Source organism: Streptomyces sp. NPDC005784 (assembly GCF_042871525.1).
Classification (GTDB): domain Bacteria; phylum Actinomycetota; class Actinomycetes; order Streptomycetales; family Streptomycetaceae; genus Streptomyces.
Window position 1 is genome coordinate 1 of sequence record NZ_JBIAIQ010000073.1, and the last position, 20,484, is coordinate 20,484.

General features: G+C 67.5%; 20 protein-coding genes and 1 pseudogene. 13 read left to right on the top strand and 8 right to left on the bottom strand.

The features are described from left to right. The coding region (locus tag ACFYR3_RS44255) for a CBS domain-containing protein (RefSeq protein WP_389288002.1) at positions 1 to 322 on the top strand (322 nt) is incomplete at its 5' end. A gap of 50 nt (positions 323 to 372) precedes the next feature. After that, entirely contained in the window at positions 373 to 681 is a 309-nt protein-coding gene (locus ACFYR3_RS44260; protein ID WP_261710029.1) for an SCO5918 family protein, read from the top strand. A gap of 108 nt (positions 682 to 789) precedes the next feature. On the opposite strand, the gene ACFYR3_RS44265 is transcribed toward ACFYR3_RS44260, so the two are convergent. Together ACFYR3_RS44265 and ACFYR3_RS44270 are read right to left on the bottom strand one after the other, a co-directional pair. Then, positions 790 to 1,146 carry a hypothetical protein gene (locus ACFYR3_RS44265; RefSeq protein ID WP_389288004.1) on the bottom strand — a complete coding sequence of 119 codons (357 nt, stop codon included), beginning with the start codon at positions 1,144 to 1,146 and terminating at the stop codon, positions 790 to 792. A gap of 600 nt (positions 1,147 to 1,746) precedes the next feature. Further along, complete coding sequence (locus ACFYR3_RS44270) at positions 1,747 to 2,307, bottom strand: hypothetical protein (protein WP_389288006.1); 561 nt, start codon at positions 2,305 to 2,307, stop codon at positions 1,747 to 1,749. A gap of 217 nt (positions 2,308 to 2,524) precedes the next feature. Between ACFYR3_RS44270 and ACFYR3_RS44275 the strand changes: the two genes are divergently transcribed. Continuing rightward, positions 2,525 to 3,346, top strand: coding sequence for a hemolysin III family protein (locus ACFYR3_RS44275; protein ID WP_355858900.1), 822 nt, complete (start codon positions 2,525 to 2,527; stop codon positions 3,344 to 3,346). A gap of 30 nt (positions 3,347 to 3,376) precedes the next feature. Here the strand turns inward: ACFYR3_RS44275 and ACFYR3_RS44280 are convergent, their stop codons facing one another. Continuing rightward, positions 3,377 to 4,681 (bottom strand): PP2C family protein-serine/threonine phosphatase, encoded by a 1,305-nt coding sequence (locus ACFYR3_RS44280; RefSeq protein ID WP_389288008.1) that lies wholly within the window; start codon positions 4,679 to 4,681, stop codon positions 3,377 to 3,379. A 1,201-nt stretch (positions 4,682 to 5,882) separates the two neighbouring features. Between ACFYR3_RS44280 and ACFYR3_RS44285 the strand changes: the two genes are divergently transcribed. The 8 genes from ACFYR3_RS44285 (at position 5,883) to ACFYR3_RS44320 (ending at position 11,154) form a co-directional block, all read left to right on the top strand. After that, positions 5,883 to 6,218, top strand: coding sequence for a MerR family transcriptional regulator (locus tag ACFYR3_RS44285; protein WP_326784461.1), 336 nt, complete (start codon positions 5,883 to 5,885; stop codon positions 6,216 to 6,218). Positions 6,219 to 6,854: 636 nt separating this feature from the next. Next, positions 6,855 to 7,223, top strand: coding sequence for a transposase (locus tag ACFYR3_RS44290; protein ID WP_355858296.1), 369 nt, complete (start codon positions 6,855 to 6,857; stop codon positions 7,221 to 7,223). Beyond that, positions 7,220 to 7,510, top strand: a complete 291-nt coding sequence (locus tag ACFYR3_RS44295; protein ID WP_355858299.1) for a hypothetical protein — start codon at positions 7,220 to 7,222, stop codon at positions 7,508 to 7,510. The genes ACFYR3_RS44290 and ACFYR3_RS44295 overlap by 4 nt, the downstream gene beginning before the upstream one ends. After that, a complete protein-coding gene (locus tag ACFYR3_RS44300; RefSeq protein ID WP_355858302.1) occupies positions 7,474 to 7,836 on the top strand; it encodes a hypothetical protein in 363 nt (120 codons plus the stop codon). The genes ACFYR3_RS44295 and ACFYR3_RS44300 overlap by 37 nt, the downstream gene beginning before the upstream one ends. A gap of 247 nt (positions 7,837 to 8,083) precedes the next feature. After that, positions 8,084 to 8,287 carry a cold-shock protein gene (locus ACFYR3_RS44305; protein WP_261709056.1) on the top strand — a complete coding sequence of 68 codons (204 nt, stop codon included), beginning with the start codon at positions 8,084 to 8,086 and terminating at the stop codon, positions 8,285 to 8,287. Positions 8,288 to 8,724: 437 nt separating this feature from the next. Continuing rightward, a complete protein-coding gene (locus tag ACFYR3_RS44310; RefSeq protein WP_355858332.1) occupies positions 8,725 to 9,528 on the top strand; it encodes an alpha/beta hydrolase in 804 nt (267 codons plus the stop codon). Beyond that, entirely contained in the window at positions 9,528 to 10,799 is a 1,272-nt protein-coding gene (locus tag ACFYR3_RS44315; RefSeq protein ID WP_355858305.1) for a SpoIIE family protein phosphatase, read from the top strand. Before ACFYR3_RS44310 ends, ACFYR3_RS44315 begins: the two co-directional genes overlap by 1 nt. 1 nt (position 10,800) lies before the next feature. Then, a complete protein-coding gene (locus ACFYR3_RS44320) occupies positions 10,801 to 11,154 on the top strand; it encodes an STAS domain-containing protein (RefSeq protein WP_355858308.1) in 354 nt (117 codons plus the stop codon). 1,532 nt (positions 11,155 to 12,686) lie between these two features. Here the strand turns inward: ACFYR3_RS44320 and ACFYR3_RS44325 are convergent. The 4 genes from ACFYR3_RS44325 to ACFYR3_RS44340 all read right to left on the bottom strand — a co-directional run bounded on the left by ACFYR3_RS44325 (position 12,687) and on the right by ACFYR3_RS44340 (position 16,208). Further along, entirely contained in the window at positions 12,687 to 13,169 is a 483-nt protein-coding gene (locus tag ACFYR3_RS44325; RefSeq protein ID WP_389288012.1) for an alpha/beta fold hydrolase, read from the bottom strand. A 92-nt stretch (positions 13,170 to 13,261) separates the two neighbouring features. Next, positions 13,262 to 14,266: an NADP-dependent oxidoreductase gene (locus tag ACFYR3_RS44330; RefSeq protein ID WP_389288014.1), complete on the bottom strand. Its 1,005-nt coding sequence runs from the start codon at positions 14,264 to 14,266 to the stop codon at positions 13,262 to 13,264. 136 nt (positions 14,267 to 14,402) lie between these two features. Next, on the bottom strand, positions 14,403 to 15,458 hold the full coding sequence (locus ACFYR3_RS44335; RefSeq protein WP_389288016.1) for an aldo/keto reductase: 1,056 nt from the start codon (positions 15,456 to 15,458) through the stop codon (positions 14,403 to 14,405). Positions 15,459 to 15,515: 57 nt separating this feature from the next. Then, positions 15,516 to 16,208, bottom strand: a complete 693-nt coding sequence (locus ACFYR3_RS44340) for an SDR family oxidoreductase (protein WP_356784709.1) — start codon at positions 16,206 to 16,208, stop codon at positions 15,516 to 15,518. Positions 16,209 to 16,323: 115 nt separating this feature from the next. Between ACFYR3_RS44340 and ACFYR3_RS44345 the strand changes: the two genes are divergently transcribed. Together ACFYR3_RS44345 and ACFYR3_RS44350 are read left to right on the top strand one after the other, a co-directional pair. Continuing rightward, entirely contained in the window at positions 16,324 to 16,884 is a 561-nt protein-coding gene (locus ACFYR3_RS44345; RefSeq protein WP_355858323.1) for a TetR family transcriptional regulator, read from the top strand. 464 nt (positions 16,885 to 17,348) lie between these two features. Further along, positions 17,349 to 18,461: pseudogene (locus tag ACFYR3_RS44350) on the top strand (IS256 family transposase); the annotation flags it as partial. A 19-nt stretch (positions 18,462 to 18,480) separates the two neighbouring features. On the opposite strand, the gene ACFYR3_RS44355 reads toward ACFYR3_RS44350, so the two are convergent. Continuing rightward, positions 18,481 to 19,677 carry an IS110 family transposase gene (locus tag ACFYR3_RS44355; protein ID WP_389288019.1) on the bottom strand — a complete coding sequence of 399 codons (1,197 nt, stop codon included), beginning with the start codon at positions 19,675 to 19,677 and terminating at the stop codon, positions 18,481 to 18,483. Between the last annotated feature and the right edge of the window lie 807 nt (positions 19,678 to 20,484).

Sequence of the window (20,484 nt, forward strand, 5' to 3'; positions counted from 1 at the left end):
ACCGCAGGTCTGCGACGACATGAGTGTCGAGGTGGCGCTGTCGGTCATGGCCGCCGCACGCACGGGTCGGCTGGTCGTCTGTGACCAGGACGGCCAGTGCACCGGCCTGGTCACCCAGGCCGAACTCACCGCCGTCCGCGACAGCTCCGCCTACACGGACCGCGTCCGCCTGCGCGAGATCCTCGGCAACCACGGGTCGTTCACTACATCCGTGGCCACGACGGCCGAAGCCGAGCACGGGATGCGCTCCCGCCGGCTCGGTGCCCTGCCGGTGGTCGACGGACAAGGCAGCGCCCTGGGCGTACTCGCCCTCTCCCGCTGAACCGTCTCACCCTGGCCGGACCGTTCTCCCGCTTCTCTCTGTGAGGTCACATGCGCTGTGTCATCGCCCGCTTCCCCTTCGAGCTCACCAAGAGCGGCGTGCTGGAATCGATGAAGGGCATCAAGCCCGAACTGGGTACCGGCGAATCCGTGATCATCGGCCGCCGCCACTACCCTGTCAAGCAGGTCGGCCAGGTCATCACCCGCCAGGACCGACGTGATTTCAGCGCCGGCGAAGTCCTGCGGGCCATGACGCAGCTCGGCTTCACCTGCCGTACCCTCCCCGAGGCCGCACCCGTACGCATCCTCAGCCCGCTCCAGCACGCTTCCGCGATGCTCGGCACCCCCCTGTCCGTCTGACCGAGGGAAACAGGCACGAAGCCGACACCTGAACAGCAGTGTGGGCCTGACCGGCACGCGCCGGTCTGGCCCACACTGCTTGCAACGGGTTCCCGCCGCACTCGTTGCTCAGTGGTCGGAATAGCTGAAGTCGCCCACGGTCCAGGCGCCAACGTCGGCGATCGCCACGCGGTACATCCCGCCCGTCTCCGGGATCCCCACCGTGCCCTGCAGGATCCGGGCGACATGGAAGTGCAGATGCGTGGGCGGCCCGTTCTTCGCGGGGGTGCCGAAGACGGCTGAGAATTCTCCCAGGCGGGCGGAATCCGTCAGCACGTCCGACACCCTCTGCCGCCACACTGCTTCGGGAGCAAGCCGCCCGGTGATGACAGCACCACCGGTGACCACGGTCAGGGACATCTGGTTGCTCTGCCCGGACTCCACCAGGGCGGCGACGTCAACGAGCAGCTCGTCAGGCTTCGACATGGGCCGATTATATTTACTGGCCACCCTGAGGTTCCCCCGGTGTGCGGGAGGTGCTGACCGGACGGATCCGCCGCCAGATGGGCAACGGAGTCAGGGCGGTGGCCACGGTCAGCGCCTCGCAGGCAGGCAAAGTGGCTTCGACCGTGGGAAGACTCTCACAGCTCCGACCCTGGCAAAAAGGGATCAACGGCCGCCACCGCGGTCGAGGGGTCGACACTCACGGCCTGCCACTGATGGTGATGAAACCGAATTCCCTGCGGCGTTCACAGCTGGGCAACATCGAAGAACGGAGCAGATGGTGAACGAGCAGACCGGGAAGTGGAGCTTCCTCACCAACCACAACCGCGTGCTGATGGTCATCGCCCGCGCCCCTGCCGCCCGCCTTCGCTACATCGCCGCGGCTTGCCACGTCACCCAGCGAACCGCCCAGAACATCGTCACGATCTTGAACAGGCCGGCTACCTGCGCCGGGAGCGCGCCGGACGGCGCACGCGCTACCTCCTCTGCCTGGACGGCACCCTCCGCCATCCTGCGGACGCACACGTGCCTGTCCGGGCACGGCTGGAACTGTTCACCCATCACGACAGCAAGTGCTGAAGCTCAGACCCTGCTCCAGGCATCGAGGAATGCTTTGCGTCCTGTCGGATCGTCGGACCTGCGGTCTGCGTGCAGGACGCGCCAGGCGGTGAGTTCGAGGTCACGGAGCCACAGTTCTCCGATGACCTGTGTCTTGAGGTCGGGAAAATGGTCGGACTCGGCGAGGGCCTGACCGATCACCTCCCCGGCTGCGACGCGCTGGGGCGGGGTCATCTCATCGACAGCCGACAGGATCTGTCGGGCCAGCACGATTCCTTCTCCCGCCAGGGAACGCAGCACCGCAGCCTTGATGTTGGCAGGCAGCAGGTACGCGGTGCCCGAAGACCTCCACAGCTCCGACCAGAAGCGTTCTCCTGCCTTGGCGGGGGCAGGCAGAGCGGCCAGCAGCCCCAGGAGGTGACCGGTGGCCGCATACCCATCGGAGTGGGCGGCCGCGACGACGGCGATGCCGGCGACGCGCTGTACATCGAGATCGCCGGCTTCCTGTTGCGGAACCAGACCCAGTTGGTGTTCCAACTGGTCGGCGAGGGGGCCGGACAGGTGGGGGCGGACCTCAGGAAGCATCGGCGATCCTTGCGCGCAGGGAGCGGAGATACCCGCTCGGGAGCTCTGATCGTTCCCATGAGCAGCTGATCTATTCCGCTTCGAGCCCAATGGGCGGCAGCAGCAACGGGCCGGAGTTCACACGGCGGCGAAGTGACCCATTTCCGGCGACGCGGCCTGGCTGTTTCGAGACCGGCCTTGCAGAAAACTGTCTGGGCGAGTCTTTTAGCATGGCCGCATGATCACCGGTGATGCCCAGGAGTCCGAGGGAGGACGAGAAGCCGTGTCGCACGACGCCGCTGAAGCCGAATACACGTACGCCGCCGCAGCGCGTGGAGAACACCATGAAGACGGGCTGCTCTGCGGATCACAAGATGGGGAGAGCGGGCACTCGGTTGCCGCTCTGGTGGAGCGGGCGGCCGATCTGGCCGAACCGATCAAGCCGAGGCTGCGGGGCTGGCTGCATGCCGGGATGGTCCCCGCCGCACTGATCGCGGGCATCGTGCTCATCTGTCTGACCCGCACCCCGCAGGCAGCCGTGGCCTGCGCCGTGTACTCGGTCACCGCCTGGCTGCTGTTCGCAACGAGCGCCATCTACCACCGTGGCACCTGGGGGCCGCACGGCGAGGCGGTCCTGCGGCGTCTCGACCACGCCAACATCTTCCTGATCATCGCCGGCACCTGCACGCCCCTTGCGGTGCTCCTTCTCCCGCCGGGCCAGCGGTCCGTGCTGCTGTGGATCGTGTGGGCGGGCGCACTGGTCGGCATCGCCTTCCGGGTCCTGTGGGTGGGAGCTCCGCGCTGGCTGTACACCCCGTGCTACCTGGCGCTGGGGTGGGCACCGGTGCGCTACCTGCCCGACTTCCTGCACGCCGGCGGAGCGGCCGTACTCACCCTGGTCGTGGCCGGCGGTCTTCTTTACAGCGCGGGCGCGGTCGTCTACGCCCTCCAGCGCCCCGATCCCTCACCGCGCTGGTTCGGCTTCCACGAGGTGTTCCACGCCCTGACCGTGGCGGCCTTCACGGCGCACTACATCGCCATCTCCCTGGCCGTCTACTGACCGCGACAACGTTTTGGCCAGGGCCGCTGGTCACGCACGTTGCCGCGTGCCGGGCCGCGACGGGTCGGCCGAAGCGGGGGGTGGAGCGGTCTCAGGGTCATTGTCCGCAGGTGGTCTGCTCCGGAGGTGAGGGGCGGAGGCGTCGGCGAGGTTGGCGCCGGTGTCGGCGTTCCGATGGGAGTGGCCGATGCCGTGCCAGTCGAGGCACATGACGGTCGCGTCGTCCTGCAGGTGACCGTGGTTGGCCTCGACGACCGCGGCGATGAGGGTGCGGGCGGCCTCGCGGGGATGCAGCGCGCGGGTGCGGACGATCAGGTCCGGCAGATCGAGGCTGTTGGCGTTGCGCTCCAGCATGCCGTCGGTCAGCATCACCAGCCGGTCGCCCGGCCGCAGGTCCAGCGACTGGACCCGGTAGCTGTGCGGTGCGTGGAAGCCGAACGGCATATCGATCTTCGGAGTGATCTCCCGCACCTGTCCGTCCCGCATCCTCAGTGGCCGGGGGTGCCCGGCGTTGATGAACTCGGCGGTGCCGTCGAGCAGGCTGATGCGCAGGAGCTGCCCGGTGACGTAGCCGTGGCGGCCGTGCTCGCGCACGGCCTGATCGGCCTGATCGCCCTGTTCGGCGAGGCCGGCACCGGCCCGCCGTGCCCGGCGCAGGGCGCCCACCAGGAGAGTTGCGAGCAGAGCGGCATCGACATCGTGGCCCATGGCGTCGGTGACGGAGAGCTGGACCGTGTCCCGGTCGATCACGTAGTCGAAGGTGTCACCCCCGACGTGATCGGCCGGCTCCAGCGCCCCGGCGACCGCGAACTGGGCCGCCTCACATGCCAGTGATGCCGGGAGCAGCCTGTGCTGGATCTCGGCGGCCAGGCTCAGCGGGGCGGTGCGGCGGCCCCACTGGTATACGTCGGTGAAGGACCGGTTCGCGATGACGATGTACGCCAGGGCGTGCGCCGTCTCGCTGACCTCTTGCATCACCTCCGCGTCAGGCGCGACGGGCAAGAACAGTTCCAGGAGCCCGATGGCGTCCCCGCGGTTGGTCACCGGGGCGACGAGCCGCACCAGACCGCCCTCGCCCTTGTCCTCCACCCTCGGCCGCTGGGTGCGGATCACGTCGTCGTACAGGGTGCCCCGCAGCGTGATGCGCCGCGCGGGCTCGTCGGTCTCGACGCTGCCCGCCGCCCCCAGCCGCACAACCGAGCCGCCGCTGAAGTCGGTGATCAGGAACGATACCGCCGCGGCCCCGAGTCGCTCTTTGAGCATGCGCGCGACCACGTCGAGCGACTCCACGGGCGCCGCGGCCTCCGCCGCCGCCAGCGTCCCCGCCAAGGTCATCGCCCCGCCCCGGCCGCCGCTGCTGTCAGGAAGACGAGTGGTCGGCCTGCCTTCTTCGCCAGGCCCGCATACGGTCACGGTGACTCCTCGCTCTTTACTGCCCGCCAGCGCAGTGCCCCCTGCCGAGTGGGCCGAGGGGGCGGCGCCAGGGCCCGGTGCCGGGCAGTGTCATTGCACCACGGAGCCCCTGAACGGACGCCAACGTCCGCCCCGGACTCGGCGGCCGTACGCCTTGTCCGTGCGACACACCAAGCCCGCATACCGAGGTCCTCGCCGGCCAGCGGGTGAGCGGGCGGTTGTGGCGTTGATGCTCCTCGTTGGGGTCCCAGGGTTTTTGGATCGCGCGACGACACTCTTCTGCCCGCTGCACATTGCCGCGGACCTTTCGCCCTCTCGCCCTGGCAGTGACGGGTGCCAGCCTCCGCCGCCGTCGAGGTCGCTTACCTCCCCGCCGAACGCACAAAAATCTATGTTGGCTGGAGTAGACATTGGGAGATCGTCTGGCTATGGTTTCTCTCGTAGCCGAGATCGGCAGGGCCTGGCAGACACGAACTGCCAGGCAGTAGTACATGTAGTTGGAATGTGCAGGGCGGTGCGGTGGTGGAGTTTCGGAGCCAGGGTTGTCGCAGGACGGCGACGGGGCTGACGGCCGGACCGGGTGGCTCGCAGTGATCAGGGGCCGCCGTGAGCAGGACCGCAGTTGATGCAGTGGCAGTACCTGTAGGTGCAGTTCGCAAGACCCAGCAGTGAAGTCAGTAAGTGGTTCCTCGGTGAAGGCGTCGGCTGCGGGCGCGCGCACCGGGAGGTTCGGCAGTGGGGTTCTAAGCCAGAGCAAACGCAGGACGGGCGACGGGGCTGGCTGCCGGAGAGTGGCGCTGTGACAGGTCACTGAGCGGTTCGTAACACCAGCAGTAGAGCAGTACCGGCAGTTAGTTGATCAAAGAGGGAAAGAACGGAGGAGCGAGGCGCCATCAGGATCGCCCGGGCGGAATGGCTGAGCCCGGGTACCGCAGGACATCGATAGTGAGGTGGTCTCCGGTCGAGCAACCGCGATCCCCGCGTCCCGACAGCAATCTTGGTCGGGTCTGCGGAAACAGTAGGCCGGCGCAGTATCAGGGTCGGCAGATGGTGTAGCAGTTCCTTCGGGGCCCTGGCGCGAATAGCGCCGGGGCCCCTCCACGCGTTTCTCGGAGAGGTGCAAGTGACAGCAGACGACTCGTTCGGCCGGCTCGACGACGACGACTACCCCGCCTACACCATGGGCCGGGCCGCAGCGTTGCTCGGCACCACCCAGGGCTTTCTCCGCGCCCTCGGCGAAGCCCGCCTCATCACCCCGCTCCGCTCAGCGGGCGGCCATCGACGCTACTCCCGCTACCAACTGCGCATCGCCGCCCGCGCCCGCGAACTCGTCGACAACGGCACCCCCATCGACGCCGCCTGCCGCATCATCATCCTCGAAGACCAACTCGAAGAAGCCCAGCGCATCAACGCCGAACACCGTCGGACAGCCGGACCGTCCGGTCCGCCCGTGTCCTGAGACGGTGCGTCCGGGTTCCGGCGGATCCCGCACACACATGTCGGGGTGTGACACGCGGGCCGTTCTGTCCGGCGGCAGGGCGTTCGGACGGGCGGCGTCTGCGTCAGCCCTGGCTATTCACCGGAATTGACGGGCTGACGCCCCGACAGTAGAAAGGTGCCGTTGACCTGCAAGGATGCGTTTGTTGAGGACGTATCGGGCAGAAGATCAAGGCATTTTTCTGGTGACCGAGCGTACAGAGTGGGACCGGCGGTCGGCCGTGCGGGCCGACGGCAGGGACTGGTCGGACACGCCGGGGAGGCACTGCTGCGGCGGTGTGCGGACCGGGTCGGGCTGGCCCCGGCGTTGGCGAGGGTGTTGCCGGTGGGCGGGCCTGGCCAGCGGAACCGGTCCGCGCTGCTGGTGCAGCTCGCGGTGTCGATCACGCTGGGGCGACGAACCTGCTGGAGGCCGAGCGGCTCCAGCTCCGTCACCGGCCGTTGTTCAGTCCGCCCGCCTCGGACTCCACCGCCCGCCGGACCCTGGCCGCACTCGACGAGACGACGCTGGGGCAGGTGGCGAAGGCCCGCCGTCGAGTGCGCCGGCATGTGTGGTCCCGGCTGCACCTGCGGCCCGGGGACTTTCCCTGGCTGACGGTTGCCGGGCCGGCGTCTGACGGGCTGGATCGTCATCGACCTCGACGCCACGATCATCACCGCAGCCTCGAAGAAGGAGCTTGCGGCGGTCACGTTCAAGAAGACCTTCGGATTCCATCCGCTGGTGGCCTGGTGCGCGAACACCAGAGAGTCCCTGGCCATGGAGCTGCGGCCGGGCGATGCCGGCGCGAACACGGTCGCCGATCATGTCCGGGTCCTGGTGTCCGCACTGGAACAGATGTCTGACTCCTCCCACGCCGAAATCCTCGTCCGGGTCGACGGCGTGGGCGCCACCCACGGCCTGCTGAAGCACCTCGAAGCCCTCAATACCGCACGTCGGAAGGTGCGTTACAGGTGGGCTGGAAGGTGACCGATGCCGACGGGACAGCGATCGCCAGGCTCCCGGAGCGGGCATGGGAGACCTCGCGGAAGCAGAACGGCGAGACGCAGGAGGGCTACTTCGTCGCGGAGCTGACCGGCCTGAACATCCACGAGGGATGGCCGCAGGGGATGCGGCTGATCGTCCGCCGGGTGCAGCCCTCAAGGCGGCAGTTCGCGAAGCTGACCGCCTCCTCGCCCTCCACGACGTCGATCACCTCGCCGCCGCCGAGCCGGACACCATGCGCTTCCGGCTTTACCACCTGCCCGCCCGCCTGACGAAACACGCCCGCGGCCGATGGCTGCGGATCGAGTCCACCTGGCCCTGGGCCACCGCGTTCACCACCGCCTGGACCCGCCTCTCCGATCTCCCGGCTGCCACCTGGCGGCGCCAAAATACCGCCCCGACGAAGACCAGGAAGGAGGACGACCAGCAGCGCCCACGGCCCGTGGAGCCCGGCGCACCCGCAGCGTCACGCGAAGGCCCGCCCTCGAAGGGCAGAGATCATTACGGGCGCACCGTCGATCGGGCCGAGTTCACGCCACTCGTGAAGAATCGAGGTCAGCTGTGGATTAATAGCTACGACCGCGAGGTGAGGGTTTAACGCCCCATGCTGAGAGTGTTCTTACCGCAGAGAGCAGAATGGAATTTTGTGACGCACGCCGGCCGGTATGGGCATGCTACTGTCGATCTCAGTTGCAGTCTTGGTTCCCAAACTTCAAGCGCCTCCAACGGTACTTTCAGCCGATGGAAGCGTTTTTGTATTTCCGGTCATTCCGGGAGGGTGTCATCGCGGCGACCCGGTATCCGCGCATTGCGGGTCCCGGCGCACTGCCCAAAGGAGATTTGACATGGCGTCTGGCACCGTGAAGTGGTTCAACGCGGCGAAGGGTTTCGGATTCATCGAGCAGGACGGTGGGGGTGCCGACGTGTTCGCCCACTTCTCGAACATCGCCTCCCAGGGCTTCCGCGAATTGCTCGAAGGTCAGAAGGTCACCTTCGACATCGCGCCGAGCCAGAAGGGCCCGACGGCGGAGAACATCGTTCCCGTCTGACGCCGACGCGCACTCTGCAGCGGGGGCCCGCACCTCTCGGGGTGCGCGCACCCCGCTGCGGGCATTTACCGCAGTGCCCGCGTCCTTGGATAATGCCTGCGGGCGATGGGTCCCCGAAGCTGCACCCGTCTGAAGCTCTGGATTTCACGTCCATATGACGCCACTTTTTTCATCGCCTGCATACGTACCAGATTCACTGCAGGCCAGATTTTCTTTCGCATTCCATTCGGCTCGTTCTTGTGGTTCCCGCACTGCTCTTGCGCGGCGGGAATTCCTTGATACGTGCCCATCAAGGAAGGTTCGGAATGAACCCTGCACCTACGGACGACCACAACTCCCGCAGCCGGACCGGCGCCCCTGCTTTTGGCTCCGGCGCCGGTTCGGGCCGGGGCGGTGGCTTCGGCTCGCTCGCCCCGAGTAATGGGAAACTGGTGGGCATGGATATTCGTCGCAGGAACAACGTCACCGTCACCGGCCGTGCGGACGGGCCGGTGCTCCTGCTGGCGCACGGGTTCGGGTGTGACCAGAACATGTGGCGTCTGGTGGTCCCCATGCTGGCCGTGGACTTCCGGGTGGTGCTGTTCGACTACGTGGGCTCCGGCCGCTCGGACCCTTCGGCCTGGAGTGAGCAGCGCTACAGCTCGTTGGAGGGCTATGCCTCGGATGTGCTGGAGGTCTGTGAGGAGTTGGACCTGCGGGATGTGATCTTCGTGGGGCATTCGGTCAGTGCCATGGTCGGGGTGCTCGCGGCGGCGAAGGCGCCGCAGCGGTTCTCCCATCTGGTAATGGTGGCTCCCTCGCCCCGCTACATCGACGATGACGGGTACAGGGGCGGTTTCAGCGCGGAGGACATCGATGAGCTGCTGGATTCGCTGGAGTCGAACTATCTGGGCTGGTCCGCTGCGATGGCCCCGGTGATCATGGGGAACGCGGACCGGCCGGAACTCGGCCAGGAGCTGACCACCTCGTTCTGCGCGACCGACCCGGACATGGCCCGGGTCTTCGCGCGCACGACGTTCCTGTCCGACAGCCGCGCCGACCTCAAGACGGTCGCGATGCCGACGCTGGTGCTGGAATGCAAGCAGGACGTGATCGCCCCCCGCGAGGTCGGTGCCTTCGTCAACGACGCGATCCCGGGCAGCCGCCTGGTCACGCTGGAGGCTACGGGGCACTGCCCGCAATTGAGCGCACCGCAGGCCACCGCGGTGGCGATCGCCGACTTCATAGAAGTGGCACGCTGATGTGCCGCAGCGATCAATATTTGGACGAGGAGCAAGACATGGAAGCCACCGACGTGGCCTTCACTGCTCTGCTGGAGGACAGCGCAGAGGAACTGTACGAGCAGGCGCCCTGTGGCTACCTGTCAACGCTGATGGACGGCACCATCGCGAAGATCAACACCACCCTTCTGGAGTGGCTGGGTCTTTCGCGGCGGCAGGTGGTGGGCCGGATGCGGTTCACCGATCTGCTCACCGTGGGCGGCAAGCTCTACCACGAGACGCACTTCGCCCCGCTGTTGCAAATGAACGGCGAGGTCAGCGGCATCGCCCTGGACATCAAAGCCACTGACGGGCAGAGGTTGCCGGTGCTCGTCACCTCGAAGGTGAAGACCGGCGACGACGGTGGACCGATGCTAGTCCGCACCACGATCTTCGACGCCCGAGACCGTCGCGCCTACGAGACCGAGCTGCTGCGCGGACGTCAGGCGGCCGAAGAAGCGCGCCGGCAGGCCGAGGCCGACCGCGAACGACTTCAGGAAGCCCTCGCCGTCCTCCAGCAGAGCCTGCTGCCCGCCGAACTGCCCACGGTTCCGGGCCTGGAAGCCGGCTCCTACTACCACACCGCCTCCCCGGATCTTCTCGGCGGAGACTTCTACGACCTGTTCCCCCTCGACGCGGACCGGTGGGCGTTCTTCCTCGGCGACGTGTGTGGCAAAGGCCCCCAGGCCGCCGCGGTCACCTCACTGACCCGCTACACGCTGCGGGCGGCCGCCCTGCACGACCCGGACCCCGTCACCGTGCTGAGCACCCTGAACACCGTGCTGCACGAGCGGTACACCAGCGGCGACACTCGCTACTGCACCGCGATATTCGGCGTCCTGCGCCCGGGCAGCGACCACGTCAGCGTGCACTTGGCCTCCGGCGGCCACCCCTCCGCACTGATCCAACGCGCCGACGGCACCGCGCATTACCTGCCCACCCCCGGCGGCATGCTCATCGGCGTCCTGCCCCAGGCACAGTTCACACCCGCCCGGACCCAGCTGTCGCCCGGCGACACCCTGCTGCTCTACACCGACGGCCTGACCGAAGCCCGCACCGGGCCCGATCGTGAGCTCTACGGCGATGACGCCCTGCGCGCCTTCACCGCCGAACAGTCCGCCACGGGGCCCCAGGCCCTTATAGCCGCCCTGACCGGGCTCCTCGCCGGCTTCGGCGACGGACTCGACGACGACACAGCGCTGCTCGCCCTCGGCGTGCCCGCCCCGCTTCCCACCCCGCGAGTGAAGACCTGATATGAGCCCGCTGACGATCACTGCCCGAGACGCGGCCACCGGTCCCGTACTGGAGATCACCGGTGACCTCGACCATGCGACGGCACCCGAACTCCGCCAGGCCGTGGACCGTCTCACCCTCGCCAGTGGACAACTGCTGGTCCTGGATCTGTCCGGCCTGGAATTCTGCGACTCCAGCGGCATCACCGCATTGCTGGCGACACGCAACCTGGCTACGGAACAGAGCGGCGACATGGCCCTGGCCGCAGTCCCCGCCAACACCGCCCGGATCCTGCGTATCGTCGGCCTGGACCGAGTCTTCACCCTCCACCCCGACACATCAACAGCCACCAACCCCAGTTCCACAGCCCGCTGATCACCAGGACCGCGCCACCAGGGACTGAATCGCACCTGCAAAAATGGGGCAATCCCCCTCTGCGGGGCCGTTTCGGTCCGGGGCTGCTGTCCACCACGTATCGGCCCGATCACCGCCCATTGCGGAGACCTCTCCGCGCTTCCCTGGGCACAGGCAAACGAGCCCCATTCGCTCCGAGGGTTCCCACCGAGACGTGAACCCTCCGAGTCCACACTGTCATTCTCGAGACAGTCTGTGGAATGCCACGGCGCGAGGACACTTCCGGACACACCGGCTCCGGCTGGCCGAGCCGCCTGTCGACTGACCGGCTGCATGACACGCTTCCGCCGCAGCCGGAAAGCAATCACCGACCGTACTTCCGCGCATCTGTCGCTTCCTTACCCGTCGAGCAGAAACCGACCTGTCGCGGACGTGACGCTCGTTTGACGCTCCGGACAAATGGAAGCGGCTCCTCGGTGCCCATAAACTATGTCTGACCTGCTGGTTCTCGCAGGGTGAGCTCCGGCGACATCTTCCCGATGACGTCGCACGTGGAGTGCGTGGCGATTCTGGAGCCTGCTGCGAAGGGCCTCTGACCTGCTGATTTACTGATTCCCCAGGTTGCGGGCGGGTCGTGCCGACATGTTTCCGTAGGTCCACCGTGTGGAGCATGCTGCAGGTTCCCGCCACGTGTCTCACCTGCGGTTTCGCAGCGGGGACGTGGGTCGAGAACGCTCTGCCTCAACTCCGTAAGGGACGGGTTCGGGAAATGTCTTGGCGCTCGTTCGACGCTGTTTCTGACGGAGCGTGAGGTGGTCGTCCTGGATCAGATGGCCGGGTCAGTCGACTTGTCGTGCTTAACCCGACGAGCAGCGCGTTAGCCTCGAAGTTTCATGACGGTCCGCCGACGGAGTCGGCGGACCCGTTTTCGTGCCGTGGGTTGAGGGTGTGCAGGCCGAAGATCCGAGTGTCGCCTCGGGGTGGCGCCGGGTTCCACTGGTTCGGTTGTTGAGGTGCTGTCGAAGGGACGGGGAATTGGCTGGTCAGCCTGGGTCGGGCAGTTGGGTGAGCCGGTCGAGGGGCTCCCAGAGTGGTGGCGATGTGCGAGGACGGATTTCCTGGTGCCGGCCTCGCTGGGTGCGGGCAGGGGCCCTGGACCTGGTCTGGCGGCTGGCTACGGTCCCAGGAATTCAAGCGCCGCGGGACGAATCTGTCGTGGTACTGGAAGATCCCGCCGTGTCCGGCGTCGGGGTAGAGGGGTTCGAGTTCGCCATGGGGCAGCCGGCCCGCCAGGTCGACTGTGTTGACGCTCGGGACCATTCGATCGCTCTCACCGTTGGCCACCAGGGCCGGTTGGTAGATGGGCGACAGGTCGGCCGGTGCCTGGCGGCCCCAGTGGTGGATGGCCTTCAGCTGGGCGCGGAATGATGAGAGCGAGATGGCTTTGTCGCGGTCGTCCGTACGTTCCTTCAGTCGTTCCAGGAAGGCGTGGGCCGCCCGGCGGCCACCCGCGGTGTCGGTGAAGAAGAGGTACTGCTTCGGGTCTTTGCGGGTCAGGACGGCCTTGACGGTGTCCTTGATGGTGAGGCTTGTGACCTTGTCGATGCCGGGCCTCCGGCGGGTCCCGTGCCCGCGAGGATGAGCTTGCGTACAAGATCGGGTTCTTCTGCGGCGATGACCTGGCCGATGAAGCCGCCCATCGACAGGCCGAGCAGGTCGACCTTGTCGTACCCGAGGGCCCGGATGAACAGCACGGTGTCGCGGGCCATCGCCTCGATCGTGTCGGGTGTGGAGCCGCCGGACGTGCCGACGCCACGGTTGTCGAAGGTGATCACGGGGCGCTGGGCGGCGAGTCCGTCGACGACGCGGGGATCCCAGTTGTCCAGGACTGCGGACAGGTGGTTGAGGAGGATCAGTGGTACGCCGTCGTCCGGGCCGAGCTGCCGGTAGACGAAGGTCACGCCACGCACGGACACGGAGCGGTTCGGCGTGTTCTTGTACGACATCGGGGCGGGGGAACTGGACGGTGTGCTCATGGCCGGGTCCTGAGGTGGTGTGGCGGGGGAGTGGGGTGTGCAGGGTCTTCTTGTTGTCGGAGGTGACTGGCGCCTGGGACCCATTCCCGCCCTTAGGTCATCGCGACGACGACTTTGCCGGCCTTCGCCCGTCCCTTTTCGACGTATTCCATGGCCTGGAGGGTTTCTTCGAACGGGAAGACGCGGTCGACGACGGGGCGGATCTTCCCGGTGTCGATGAGGGGGGTGAGTTCGCGCAGTTGGTCGCCGCTGGCCTTCATGAACAGGAACGAGTACGTCACACCGTGGCGCTTGGCGTTGCGTCGGGTTTTGAAGCTGAGGGCGGTCATGGCCAGGCGGAGGATCAGGTTCGCGCCCAGTTCGCGGGCGAAGGCCGGGTCGGGCGGGCCCGCGACGCTGATGACTGTGCCGCCGGGCTTGAGAACGCGCAGGGACTTGGCGAGGTTCTCGCCGCCGAGGCTGTCGAGGACGACGTCGTAGCCGTCGAGGACCTCTTCGAAGTCCTGAGTGCGGTAGTCGACGACGACGTCCGCGCCGAGATCCTTGGCCAAGTCGACCTTGGCGGTGCTCACGGTGGTGGCCACGTGCGCGCCCAGCGCCTTGGCCAGCTGGACGGCGACGGAGCCGAGGCCGCCGGCGCCCGCGTGGATGAGGACCTTCTGGCCCGGCTGCACGCGTGCCCGCTCGACCAGTGCCTGCCATGCGGTCAGGGCGACCAGGGGGAGGGAGGCGGCCTCGGCCATGGTGAGGGTGGCCGGTTTGGGTGCCAGGTCGTCCTGGTGGACGGCGATGAGTTCGGCGAAGGTACCGATGCGGTCCTTGTCGGGCCGAGCGTAGACCTCGTCGCCCACCGCGAAGCGGGTGACGGACGGGCCGACCCGGACGACCGTCCCGGCGAGGTCGTTGCCCAGAATGAGCGGGAGACGGTAGGGCATGAACGCCTTGAAGTCTCCGTTGCGGATCCTGAGGTCCAGCGGGTTGACGCCCGCCGCGTGGATCTTGACCAGGACGTCGTCGGCACCTATCTGGGGGTCGGGTGTTTCGGCGGCGCGCATCCCGGCTTGGTCGCCGTACTTCTCGACCATGAAAGCCTTCATCGTCGTCTCCGTTCCGTTTCCCGTCCGTGAAAGGTCGGGGTCTCCGCTCGGCCCGGGCTTCTCCCAGTACGAGATAGTTTGTGTTGCTCTCCTGGCTGCGGCGCGGGCGCACCGCGTCCTCAGCCGCGTTCACCCATCAGGCCACCGGCACGACCGGGGCGATGACGCGGTCGGCGGAGCCTCCCTGGAGGCGGTCCAGGGAGGCGGCGATCCCCTCATGGGGCGCGCTGAGCGGCACCGCGCTGACCTCGGTCAGGCGGGTGTACTGCTCGTCGGTCAGCTGGACGTCGAGGGCGCCGAGGTAGCTGTCGAGCTGGGAGAGGTTGCGCGGGCCGATGATCGGGACGAGTGTGGCCACGGAGCGGGCGGCGCGCTCGCGCACCCAGGCCACCGCCGCCTGGGCGGGCGTCACGCCGGTCTCCTCGGCGACGGCCAGGACGGTGTCGACGACGGCGGTCTTCTGGTCGGTGCTCTCGGTGTGGATGACCATGCCCAGGTCGCTCAGGCGTCCCTCGGCGGAGCTGCGGTATTTGCTGGTGAGCAGTCCGCCGCCGAGCGGGGACCACAGGGTGGCGCCGAGTCCGAGGCTCTCGGCCATGGGCAGGAGTTCGCGGTCTGCGGTGCGCTCGACGAGGCTGTACTCGTGCTGGATGCCCACGATCGGGGCCCAGTTCTTCAGGTCCGCGAGGGTTACCGCGCGCGAGACGCGCCAGGCGGGGAAGTTGGACAGCGCGGCGTGGTGGATCTTGCCGGCGCTCACCAGGTCGTCGAGTCCGCGCAGGAGTTCCTCCATCGAAGTGAGCTCGTCGGGGAAGTGCACCCACAGCAGGTCGATGTAGTCGGTGCCCAGGCGCTTCAGGCTGGCCTCCACCGAGGCGACCATGTTCTTGCGGCTGTTGCCCGTCCTGGAGATGTCCGGCTGAGGGGCGGCGCCAAGGGCGAACTTCGTGGCCAGTACGAAGTGGTCGCGGTCGGCGGAGATCAGCTTTCCGGTCAGCTCTTCCGACTCGCCGAACTGGTAGCCGTCCGCGCTGTCGAGGAAGGTGCCGCCGGCCTCGGCGAACCGGTCAAAGATCCGGCGTGCCTCGTCCGGCTCGGCGCCGGCGCCCCAGCCGGTGCCGAAGTTCGCCGTGCCGAGCGCGTACTCGGACACGCGCAGTCCGGTCCGGTGCCCGAAGGTCGTGTAACGCATGAGACGTCCTTGCATGAGGGGTGGGAAGACGGTCGCGCCGGGGTGGAGGGGTGAGCGTCAGCCCGCGTTCGGCTGGGGTGCCGCGGACAGGCTCTGCTTGACGTACCGGCTGGTCTCGTCGGCGAGGATCTCGGGCAGGCCGGTCTCGATGCCGTACAGGGCCTGGGCTGCGACGTCGGCGGCGGCGACCTTTTGATCGGCGGGCACGCCGGCGGCCATGTCGGTGTCCATGTAGCCGACGTGCAGCGCCGAGACGGTGATCCCGCGCGGTGCCAGCTCCTCACGGGTCGCGTCGCTCAGCGCCCAAGCGGCGGCCTTGGAGGCCGCGTAGGAGCCGAGGCCAGCCGGGTGGAACCAGGACAGGGCGGACAGGACGTTGAGTACGGCGCCGCCGCCGTTGCCCTCGATGACCGGGGCGAAGGCCCGGGTCGCGGCGAGCGGACCGAAGAAGTTGGTCTCCATCTCCCGGCGCACCTCAGCCACGTCGCCTCCGATCAGCGTCGCGCCGGTGGATATCCCCGCGTTGTTGATCAGCAGTGTCGCGTCGGACGCCACGCGGGCGGCCTCCCGTATCGACGCCTCGTCCGTGACGTCCAACCGCAGCGGGATGACACCCGGCACGTCGACCGTCTCGGGGCGCCGGGCCGCGCCGTACACCTTCGCCCCGCGCTCCACGAGCTGAGCGGACAAGTGCCGCCCGAGCCCCCGGTTTGCGCCGGTGACGACCGCGACCGCGTTGTTCAGTTCCATGCCTGCTCCTGGTCCTGGCGGGTGCCGTCGGCCGCCCGCAACAAATTAGATTACACATCCAATCTAAACATGGGTCTACGATAGATGCCAGTCGACATCCAAATGGGAGGTGGTCATGGGCCGCGTATCGCAGGCACAGGCGGAGGAAAATCGCAGGCGGGTGGTGGACACCGCATCCCGGCTGTTCCGGGAGCAGGGCACACAGGTCAGCGTCGCCGACCTGATGACGGCGGCCGGCCTGACCCACGGTGCCTTCTACAAGCAGTTCGCCTCCAAGGAAGCGCTCGTCGACGAGGCCACCGCCCACGCCTTCGCCGAGCTCGCCCGACGCCACAGCGCCGGGCTCGAGCGGCACGACGGGCAGCGCGCCGCCGCCCAGCAGGCGCTGATCGACACCTACCTCTCCGCCGAGCACCGCGACGACCCGGCGGACGGCTGCCCGGTCGCCGCGCTCGCCACCGACATCGCGCGGGAGGGCGGGGGGCGCGAGGCCCGTCGCGTCTACGCCGAAGGGGTGGCCGACTTCGCCGATTTCCTCGCCACCGACGACCAGGACGGCATCGTCCGCCTCTGCACCCTGTTCGGTGCGCTGGTCCTGTCCCGGGCCACCAAGGGCTCCCCGCTCTCCGGGGAGATCCTCGCCGCCGCGCACGCGGCCTTGACGGAAGCAGGCTGATCAAGGGCGCGGTGCGGGTGCACATCGACCGCGCTCGTGGGCGACGAGGCATCCGCGGCCAGGCGGAGGCGGTGAGAGAAGGCCGCTGGCGCCTGTGCATCGGCTTCACCGTGCGCGAGTCAGTTCCGGGCCGCATGCCCGTGAAGTGGAAGTCGCGCAGCCGACGTCAACGTGTCAGCACGGGTAGAGGTGAACCGCCGTGCTCAATGTGAGCGGCTGGCCACCCTGACGGGCGATCGGCTCGATACGTTCCTCGACGGCCGCCGGCTCACAGCCGTACGCCCGGTCGACGGCACCCGACCGAGGATGGCGTCCCGCGTGATGGTGTAGGCGATCACCGTGCGGGTGTGCGCGGGCGGGTGCCCGGGGCGTGCATCCGGTGACGGTCTCCGCTCCCTGCGCATAAGGCAGGCCACCGTGCAAATCTCCCTGGTGAACGGCCAGTTCAACCCTGGAGGTGCCCGATGGCCTTGTCCCAGTCTGACCTACAACGCCTGCTGGAGTCACTACGCACGGCGGACGGGATCGAGCTCGTCCGCAACGTCGCCGAGCGCATGCTGCAAGAGCTGATCGAGGCCGAACTCAGCGGCCGGATCAACGCCCAGTGGAACGAGCACACCGACGCCCGCACCGCCTTCCGCAACGGCCACCGGGACAAGACCCTCGCCACCCAGGCAGGCGATCTGAACCTGGCCATCCCGAAGCTGCGCAGCGGCAGCTTCTTCCCCAGCCTGCTGGAACGGCGGCGCCGCATCGACCAGGCTCTGTATGCGGTCATCATGGAGGCGTACGTGCACGGGGTGTCCACCCGCTCGGTCGACGACCTGGTCAAAGCGCTTGGCGCGGACAGCGGCATCTCCAAGAGCGAGGTCTCACGGATCTGCAGTGACCTGGACGAACAGCTCACCGTCTTCCGCGGCCGGCCCCTGGACCACAGCCGCTTCCCCTACCTCTACCTGGACGCGACCTACTGCAAGGTGCGCGTGAACCACCGGATCGTCTCCCAGGCCGTGGTCATCGCCACCGGCATCAGCGAGGACGGCGGCCGCGAGGTGCTGGGCGTGATGGTCGGTGACAGCGAGACCGAAGCATTCTGGAGCGAGTTCCTGCGCTCCTTGCGCGAACGCGGCCTGGGCGGTGTCCGTCTGGTCATCTCCGACAGCCACAGCGGCCTTGTGGCCGCGATCCGCAAGGTCATGCTCGGCGCCGCCTGGCAGCGTTGTCGTGTTCACTTCCTGAGGAATGTGTTCTCCGTGATCCCCAAGGGATCCGGCGAAATGGTCGCGGCCACCATCCGCACCATCTTCATCCAGCCCACAGCCGAAGCCGTCCATCACCAGCTCGATGCGGTGGCCGACATGCTCGGGCAGCAGTTCCCCAAGGTCAGGCAGATGCTTCTGGACGCCAAGGAAGACCTGACCGCCTTCGCCGCTTTTCCCATCTCCCACTGGAAGAAGATCCAGTCCTCGAACCCCCTGGAGCGGATCAACCGCGAGATCAAGCGCCGCACCGACGTCGTGCAGGTCTTCCCCAACCCGGCCGCCCTCGAACGGCTGGTCACCGCCGTGCTCAGCGAGATGCTTCCCAATGCGGATGTCAAGCCGGGGCGACTGCGGGCGGTGCGACCTCATAGCACCGCCGGTCACGGATCAGGGCCCACAAGACGTTCACGCGTCGCCGGGCCAGGGCGAGCACGGCCTGGACGTGGCGCTTGCCCTCCGCGCGCTTGCGGTCATAGAACTGCCGGGAATTCGGGTCGCAGCGGATGCTGACCAACGCAGAGGTATAGAAGACCCGTTGGAGTCGGCGGTGGTACTGGCTGGGGCGGTGCCGGTTGCCGCTGACCTTGCCGGAGTCGCGCGGCGCGGGAGCAACCCCGGCGAAGGCCGCCAACGCGTCCGGGGAAGCGAAGCCGTCCAGGTTGCCGCCGACAGCGGCCAGAAATTCCGCCCCGAGCACGGTCCCGACGCCGGGCAGGCTCTGGACAATGTGGGCCAGTTCGTGGCTTCGGAACCGCTCCTCGATGAGCCCGTCGATCTCGCCAATCCGCTCGTTGAGGGCAATCACCTCCTCGGCCAGGGTGCGAACCAGCTGGGCGATGGTTTTTTCTGCGGGCACGGATGTCTGCTGGCGCTCGGCGGCCTCAACGGCTCGCTCCGCGAGAGACCTTGAGTTCTTGACCTTGCGGTTGGCCAGCCACTTTGCCAGCCGCGCAATTCCGGTCCGGCGGATCGCCGCCGGGGTCTGGTACCCGGTCAGTAGCTTGAGAGGACCGACATAGGTGATGTCCAATTCCCGCTCGAGCGCGGGGAAGAGACTCAACAAAGAGCCGCGCAGCCGATTCACCGTCCGGGTGCGGTCCTCGACCAGGTCCGTCCGGCGCCCGGTCAGCAGTTTGAGTTCGATCGCGGCCTCATCGCCGAGGTTGATCGGACGCAGATCGCGCCGCATGCGGGCCTGGTCGGCGATGACGTAGGCGTCGCGGGCGTCGGTCTTGCCTTCGCCGCGGTAGCCGTCGGAGGCGCGGTTGACAAGGCGTCCGGGTATGTAGAGGACTTTCTGGCCGTGCGCAATGAGCAGGGCCAGTAGAAGCGCCGGCTCGCCGCCGGTCATGTCGATCGCCCAGGTCACCTCGTCTCCCGCGGCCACGTCCAAGACGTCACCGATCAGTTGCAGCAGCTCTGGTTCATCGTTCACGACACGGCGCGACAACTGCGTGTTGCCCTCGGCGTCCAGGGCCAGGCCGTGGTGGTGGCCCTTGCCGCTGTCGATCCCCGCCCATATCCGGCTCATCGTGCTCCTGACGTGCAGACTCGTGCTGTCCGTACCGCAGACGACCTCGCCGGCATTGCTCTACACAGCGACTTTCTCGCACTTCCCAATCGGCGGCCGAGTCGTCGTGGGGAGCCGGGTGGCCAAGCATCTCGAGCCACAGTCGGCAGCACGACGAAAGCCACACCCGATTCCCTGGGTGCCGCAACCCTACGAATGGCTGGGCGATCCCAGAGAGGAAGATAGAGCACGACGAATGGATCGCCTTCCCCCGCCGCTACCTCTCCGAAGGCAGCATGACGGCCATCTACGCCGCCGAACACGCCGACCACACCACCCCCGCGCTCCCCAACACCTCGAACGCTACGGACGATTGATCGCCTACACCATCACAGGGGACGTGACCCGACCGAGCTGGGGCCGGATCTGCGCAGAGCTGCTGGAGCAGACCTGAGGCCCGTATCTCGCATGTCGGCTGACGGGCCAGTCATATGAATTTGATCTTGGCGACTGGCCTGTCGCCCGTGGCGCGTCGCTGCGCTGCAGCGGTAAATGCGCCCTCCCTGCTGGCTGGAGATCCCTCCCAGCTGCGTGTGCACATCTCCTACACCGACGCAATCGACGACACCCGCAGGCCGACACCTTGGAACGCTGGGACGTGGCAACCCCCACTACGAGGTGGCCCAATTCGGGACGATGACTGTCCACAAGGTGTCGGCGGCGGTTGAACCTGGGTTCTGGATCACTTTCAGTGCCGGAGCCACGGAGGGTCACCACGACCGCGATCATGAACGGCCATGGGTGATGTTCTCCTTCAGGACCTGTGGT

Bases quoted from the DNA above. Each gene is read 5' to 3' on its own strand.
- ACFYR3_RS44305 (WP_261709056.1), top strand. From the start codon at position 8,084: ATGGCGTCTGGCACCGTGAAGTGGTTCAACGCGGCGAAGGGTTTCGGA.
- ACFYR3_RS44310 (WP_355858332.1), top strand. From the start codon at position 8,725: ATGGATATTCGTCGCAGGAACAACGTCACCGTCACCGGCCGTGCGGAC.
- ACFYR3_RS44280 (WP_389288008.1), bottom strand. From the start codon at position 4,681: ATGACCTTGGCGGGGACGCTGGCGGCGGCGGAGGCCGCGGCGCCCGTG.
- ACFYR3_RS44345 (WP_355858323.1), top strand. From the start codon at position 16,324: ATGGGCCGCGTATCGCAGGCACAGGCGGAGGAAAATCGCAGGCGGGTG.
- ACFYR3_RS44320 (WP_355858308.1), top strand. From the start codon at position 10,801: ATGAGCCCGCTGACGATCACTGCCCGAGACGCGGCCACCGGTCCCGTA.
- ACFYR3_RS44355 (WP_389288019.1), bottom strand. From the start codon at position 19,677: ATGAGCCGGATATGGGCGGGGATCGACAGCGGCAAGGGCCACCACCAC.
- ACFYR3_RS44315 (WP_355858305.1), top strand. From the start codon at position 9,528: ATGTGCCGCAGCGATCAATATTTGGACGAGGAGCAAGACATGGAAGCC.
- ACFYR3_RS44340 (WP_356784709.1), bottom strand. From the start codon at position 16,208: ATGGAACTGAACAACGCGGTCGCGGTCGTCACCGGCGCAAACCGGGGG.
- ACFYR3_RS44275 (WP_355858900.1), top strand. From the start codon at position 2,525: ATGATCACCGGTGATGCCCAGGAGTCCGAGGGAGGACGAGAAGCCGTG.
- ACFYR3_RS44265 (WP_389288004.1), bottom strand. From the start codon at position 1,146: ATGTCGAAGCCTGACGAGCTGCTCGTTGACGTCGCCGCCCTGGTGGAG.
- ACFYR3_RS44300 (WP_355858302.1), top strand. From the start codon at position 7,474: ATGCGCTTCCGGCTTTACCACCTGCCCGCCCGCCTGACGAAACACGCC.
- ACFYR3_RS44260 (WP_261710029.1), top strand. From the start codon at position 373: ATGCGCTGTGTCATCGCCCGCTTCCCCTTCGAGCTCACCAAGAGCGGC.
- ACFYR3_RS44335 (WP_389288016.1), bottom strand. From the start codon at position 15,458: ATGCGTTACACGACCTTCGGGCACCGGACCGGACTGCGCGTGTCCGAG.
- ACFYR3_RS44330 (WP_389288014.1), bottom strand. From the start codon at position 14,266: ATGAAGGCTTTCATGGTCGAGAAGTACGGCGACCAAGCCGGGATGCGC.
- ACFYR3_RS44270 (WP_389288006.1), bottom strand. From the start codon at position 2,307: ATGCTTCCTGAGGTCCGCCCCCACCTGTCCGGCCCCCTCGCCGACCAG.
- ACFYR3_RS44325 (WP_389288012.1), bottom strand. From the start codon at position 13,169: ATGAGCACACCGTCCAGTTCCCCCGCCCCGATGTCGTACAAGAACACG.